This is a genomic window from Arthrobacter sp. Hiyo1, from assembly GCF_001263615.2.
In the GTDB taxonomy this organism is placed as follows: Bacteria; Actinomycetota; Actinomycetes; order Actinomycetales; family Micrococcaceae; genus Arthrobacter.
This window is the reverse complement of the sequence record NZ_DF952472.1, coordinates 356,126-358,857: the sequence shown is the minus strand read 5'-3', so window position 1 is coordinate 358,857 and position 2,732 is coordinate 356,126. Positions and strand designations below refer to the sequence as shown.

The window sequence follows — 2,732 nt, the reverse complement described above, 5'->3', positions numbered from 1 at the left end:
GCACGCGGGCGGCAGGCCGGCAGCGGCGGATCGCCGTGGTTCCAGTGAAGGACGAGGAACGCTTGCGGTACCAGGAGTGGGTTCACGCCAACAGGCGCACCGTGCGCGAGGCCTCGAATGGAAAGTTCGGCTATCTGCATGTACCGGACATGATGGCCAACGGCTGGGCGCAGCTTCACCGGGACCTTGACACCGAGACCGCGCTGGACGGGTTGATTGTCGATGTCCGGCGGAACCGCGGTGGCCACACGTCGCAGCTCGTGGCTGAACTGATCGGCCGCAAGGTCACCGGCTGGAGCATGCCGCGCGGCGAAAAGCCGCTACGTACCCGCACCACGCCCCGCGCGGCCCCGTTATTATCCTCGCCGACGAATTCGCCGGCTCCGACGGCGACATCATCACGCAGGTGTCCAAACTCCGCGGCATCGGCCCGGTCATCGGCACCCGGACCTGGGGCGGCGTGGTCGGCATCGACAACCGTTTCGCCCTGGCTGACGGCACCGGCGTGACCCAGCCGCGCTATGCCACGTGGTTCTCCGGCGGCATCGGTTGGAGCGTGGAGAACTTCGGGGTTGAGCCTGACATCGAAGTAGTGTTCCCGCCGCACGCCTACGCGGCCGGTACCGATCCCCAGCTGGAGTACGGGATCGGCGCGCTCAAGGAAATGGTGCAGGAACTACCCACGGACCGGCCACCGCTGCGTGAAGGCTACCGCAAGCTCCGCCCGGCCGCGTTGCCCGCAAGGCCGCAAAAGAGCTAGCTGGAGGCCCGCACGACGAAGTCCCCGCCCTTCCGGAAGGAAAGGCGGGGACTCGCTTTTTGGACAGGTTTCGGACGGGTTGCCGCTAGGAAGCGAGCGTGGCATCCAGCGTGATCGGGGTTGCCCGGAGTGCCTGGGAAACCGGGCAGTTGAGCTTGGCGTCTTCGGCGAGGCGCTGGAATTCTTCTTCGGAAACACCGGGGATGCGTGCGCTCACGGTCAGGTGGATGCCCGTGATGCCTTCGCCTGGCTGGAAGGTGACGTCGGCCTTGGTGTTGACCTCCTCCGGCGTGAAGCCTGCGCCTGCGACGCCGTTGCTGAAGGCCATCGAGAAGCATGCCGAGTGCGCGGCGGCAATCAGCTCTTCGGGGCTGGTCTTGCCCTCTGCGGACTCCGCGCGGGCCTTCCAGGTGACGTTGAAGGGTCCGAGTCCGGAGCTGTCCAGCGTGGTGTTGCCGGCGCCTTCGATCAGGTTGCCGTTCCATACGGTGTGTGCGGTGCGTGTTGTAGCCATGTCCACTCCTCAGCGTCGTTGCGAATTGGCACCCGGATACCGGATGCCGCCGGGTTCAATCCTAGGGATTCGACGGCGGCGGCGCACCGCTTGTCCGCTCTCAGAGGATTGTGACTGCCGTGGTTCGGGCGGCCACGGATTAAGCGGCGACGGCCGCCCGGACGAATGGTCCAGGCGGCCGCGCGGTTTGCTCCGGTCAGCGCTTTTCCGCTCCTACTGCCAGATCGTTGCGATGGCGATGTTGAGCAATCCCAGGCCGCCGACGCCATGGGCCAGTCCTGTTGAGACCGGTTCGCCCTTCTTGACCTTGCGTGAGCCGATGACGGCGAGCACGGCCACGGCGAGGCCGATCGCGAACTTGATGCCCAGCTTGAAGTAGTTGGGGTCGGCGTTGGGCAGCATGGGGAGGATTCCCATCATGGCAATGCCGGTGATCAGCTGCACGAAGGCGCCGTCGCGCTGGCGCGGGTGGACGGTCGGCTGCTTCATGGTGGCGATCCAGTAGCCCACAATCATGGCTGCGCCGACGATATGCAAGAACAGCAGGACGTTGAAGAGGATAGTCATGGCTCCAGCTTAGCCAGATTCTTCTACGAGCCGTAGCAAAGCCACGGAAGAAAATGCATGCAAAGACGGGAAGGTCCCGGCAGTTTCCCGCCGGGACCTTCCCGTCACGTGATGATACTTATTAGAGGCCGAGGTCGGCTTCGAAGGCACCTTCCTCAAGGCGGGCCCTGAGGGTCTGCAGGAAGCGGCCGGCGTCGGCACCGTCAACCAGGCGGTGGTCGTACGTGAGGGACAGGTACATCATGGAGCGGATGGCGATCGAGTCGTCACCGTTTTCGTCCGCAACCACGACAGGACGCTTGACGATCGCGCCGGTGCCCAGGATGCCCACCTGCGGTTGGTTGATGATCGGCGTGTCGAACAGTGCGCCGACAGAACCGATGTTGGTGATGCTGAACGTACCGCCGGACAGCTCGTCCGGACCGATCTTCCCCTGGCGGGTGCGGCCGGCGACGTCGGCGATCTTGCTGGCCAGGCCGGCAAGGTTCAGGTTGCCGGCGTCGGAAATGACCGGAACCAGCAAGCCCTTGTCGGTGTCCACCGCAATCGCGAGGTGTTCCGCATTGTGGTAGGTGATTTCCTGCTTGTCTTCGTCATACGCAGCGTTCAGCTTGGGGTGCTGCTTCAAGGCTTCGGCCACGGCCTTGGCGATGAATGGCAGGAAGGTCAGCTTGACGCCGTTCTGGGCCTCGAAGGAGCCCTTGGCCTTGAGGCGGAGCTTGGCGATCTTGGTCATGTCGACCTCGTGCACCTGGGTCAGCTGCGTTGAAGTTTCGAGGGACTCGCGCATGCGGCGGGCGATGACCTGGCGGATGCGGGGAGCCTTCTCCACGGTACCGCGGAGCGAGGAAGCAGCCACGGGGGCGGCAGCAGGCTTGCCGGGTGTCGCGG

Annotated in this window: 3 protein-coding genes and 1 pseudogene; 1 reads left to right on the top strand and 3 read right to left on the bottom strand. The window is 64.9% G+C overall.

Translation table 11 applies throughout. The features are described 5' to 3' along the window. Positions 1-760, top strand: a pseudogene (locus AHiyo1_RS15225) (S41 family peptidase); the annotation flags it as partial. Positions 761-845: 85 nt separating this feature from the next. Here AHiyo1_RS15225 and AHiyo1_RS15220 read toward each other — a convergent pair. The 3 genes from AHiyo1_RS15220 to AHiyo1_RS15210 form a co-directional block, all read right to left on the bottom strand. After that, positions 846-1,274 (bottom strand): OsmC family protein, encoded by a 429-nt coding sequence (locus tag AHiyo1_RS15220; RefSeq protein ID WP_059389122.1) that lies wholly within the window; start codon positions 1,272-1,274, stop codon positions 846-848. 213 nt (positions 1,275-1,487) lie between these two features. Continuing rightward, a complete protein-coding gene (locus AHiyo1_RS15215) occupies positions 1,488-1,841 on the bottom strand; it encodes a hypothetical protein (RefSeq protein WP_059389121.1) in 354 nt (117 codons plus the stop codon). 121 nt (positions 1,842-1,962) lie between these two features. Continuing rightward, on the bottom strand, positions 1,963-2,732 hold a 770-nt coding region (locus AHiyo1_RS15210; RefSeq protein WP_445286228.1), incomplete at its 5' end, for a 2-oxo acid dehydrogenase subunit E2.

What these genes read in the sequence shown, in the direction of transcription:
- AHiyo1_RS15220 (WP_059389122.1), bottom strand. Translation starts at nt 1,274, where the DNA reads ATGGCTACAACACGCACCGCACACACCGTATGGAACGGCAACCTGATC.
- AHiyo1_RS15215 (WP_059389121.1), bottom strand. Translation starts at nt 1,841, where the DNA reads ATGACTATCCTCTTCAACGTCCTGCTGTTCTTGCATATCGTCGGCGCA.